This window comes from Alcanivorax profundi (assembly GCF_003597125.1).
Lineage (GTDB): Bacteria > Pseudomonadota > Gammaproteobacteria > Pseudomonadales > Alcanivoracaceae > Alcanivorax > Alcanivorax profundi.
The window spans coordinates 1-839 of sequence record NZ_QYYA01000040.1 but is presented as its reverse complement, the minus strand read 5'-3'; the positions used below and the strand labels follow the sequence as shown (position 1 = coordinate 839).

Below are 839 nucleotides of genomic sequence, written 5' to 3'. Positions count from 1 at the left end.
ATCTTCAGCCCGGCCCCGGTCCAGATCTTCAGCCCGGCCCCGGTCCAGATCTTCAGCCCGGCCTCGGTCCAGATCTGCAGCCCGGCTCAAGTCCAGTCAAGTCCGGTTCCAGTCTGTGTCCAGTCCAAGCCCGGTTCAAGCCCGGCGCCAGCCCAAGTCAGGTTCCAGTCTGGTTCCAGGTCAAGTCCGGTTCCAAGTCCGGCTCCAGGTCCTTTTGTCCCTAAACCTTGCCCTGTTATGTTTACTTTATGTTAATGTAGTAGTGGCCTTTCGGCTTATCCCCATCCGGGGGTCGCCACAGCGAAGCATGAGTACTTCGCATGAGTAGCTTGGCAATGTTTTTACGCCGGATGCCCTTCCTGACGCAACCCTCTCCATTTTACCCGGGCTAGGGACCGGCACAGTGGGACTGTGGCTTTCCTCCATACTGTATGTAATCATATACAAGCCCCCCCAACAATATCAAGGTTTTATTGAAGATTTTACTGAGATGCTTTCAGTTGTGTGCACAGAGTTCAACTGTATCATCATCACAGGGGATCTGAATGTACATGTGGATAATGTTTGTGACAGAAATGCTAAGGAACTCTGTGCTGTTTTGGAGACTTTTGGTCTTACTCAGCATGTGAGTGAGCCCACCCACAGCAGAGGGCACACTCTGGACCTACTCATTACTAAGGGGGTTAATATTTCAAATGTCAGCTTGATGTTGGCCTATCTGATCATTTCTGTGTCTTCTTTGACCTGTCTGTTTCACCCACACCAGCTGTGGGTCCTGCGGTTGTGCGAAGGAGACACATAAATGACAGCACAGAGGCACAGTTTAAAGGGATGATAAC

1 protein-coding gene is annotated in these 839 nt (G+C 51.0%); it reads left to right on the top strand.

The window, feature by feature from the left end:
* The first annotated feature begins 403 nt into the window (after positions 1–403).
* Complete coding sequence (locus D4A39_RS18980; protein ID WP_158586949.1) at positions 404–802, top strand: hypothetical protein; 399 nt, start codon at positions 404–406, stop codon at positions 800–802.
* The last annotated feature ends 37 nt before the right edge of the window (positions 803–839 follow it).